Origin of the sequence: Streptomyces sp. NPDC005706, from assembly GCF_040631045.1 — a bacterium.
Lineage (GTDB): Bacteria > Actinomycetota > Actinomycetes > Streptomycetales > Streptomycetaceae > Streptomyces.
Genome location: NZ_JBEXYS010000079.1, coordinates 1 through 1,272, shown reverse-complemented (window position 1 = coordinate 1,272; position 1,272 = coordinate 1). Strand labels below are relative to the sequence as shown.

The 1,272-nt window shown below is 65.6% G+C and carries 1 protein-coding gene; it reads right to left on the bottom strand.

All coding sequences use genetic code 11. From position 1 onward, the window contains the following. The coding region (locus ABZ478_RS39290) for a condensation domain-containing protein (RefSeq protein ID WP_359557589.1) at positions 1-1,272 on the bottom strand (1,272 nt) is incomplete at both ends.

Genomic DNA, 1,272 nt, shown 5'->3' with positions numbered 1-1,272 from the left:
CTGCCCAGGGGAATGTCGTGGCCGGCACCAAGACGGGTCAGAAGCGCCGCCATTCCCGCCTGCAGCACCATGAACACCGTACTGCCCGACACCTGCGCCAGCCGTATCAGCCCTTGATGGAGCTCGGGGCTCAGCTCGAATTCGAGATGGGTGCCCTTGTAGGTGGCGACGGTCGGTCGAGGACGGTCCGTGGGGAAAGTCACCAACTCCGGCAGCCCGGTCAACTGCCGCCGCCAGTACTCGATCTGCTGGGTATAGGCGCTTTCCGGATCGGACTCGTCCCCCAGCAGTTCACGCTGCCACAGGGTGTAGTCGACGTACTGGACCGGCAGAGCGCACCATCGCGGAAAGCTGCGCTGCGCACGTGCCGCGTAGGCGGCGACCAGGTCGCGGGCCAGCGGAGCCATGGACCAGCCGTCCGCCGCGATGTGGTGGAGCAACAGCAGCAGCACGCTCTCGCTCTTGCTCACCTCGAACAGCGAGACGCGAACGGGTACTTCGGTGGAGAGATCGAAGCCATAACGGGCCGCTTCCTCGAGCTCAGCCGAAAGCTCGTCCGCTGCGACCACGCGGTGCTCCCACACGAAGTTCCGGTCCGTGCCGTCCAGCACCAGTTGGCACGGCTCGCCTCCGACTTCGGTGAAGACAGTGCGCAGCGGCTCATGGCGTTCCACCACGTCACGCAGCGCTGCGTGCAGCGCATGCGGATCCACCGAGCCGGTGAGGTGGAAGGCCAGGGGCATGTTGTACGTCGCCGTCCGGCCCTCCAGCTTGTGCAGGAACCACAGGCGGCGCTGGGCGAACGAGAGAGGGATCACCTCTGGGCGTGGCATCGGTAGCAACGCCTTGCGGGTCTGGCTGCCGTTCGTGAGGTGAACCGCCAGTTCGGCCACAGTGGGCGCCTCAAATACCGCGGCAATCCGGACTTCCACCCCGAGCGTGCTTCGAATCCGACTTACCAAGCGTGTGATGAGGAGGGAGTGTCCGCCGAGGTCGAAGAAGTTGTCGTCGATGCCGACCCGGTCGATGCCGAGTATTTCGGCGAAGAGTGTGGCGAGGGTCTGTTCTTGGGGGGTGCGGGGGTAGCGGGTGTTCGTGGTGGGCAGGTGGTCGGGTTTGGGGAGTGCCTTGCGGTCGAGTTTTGCGTTGGGTGTCAGTGGCAGCCGGTGGAGGGCCGTGATGGCGGAGGGGACCATGTAGTCGGGCAGGTGGTGGGTGAGGTATTCACGGGCTGCTTTGACCACCGTGCCGATACCGCGGGCAGCGGCTGGG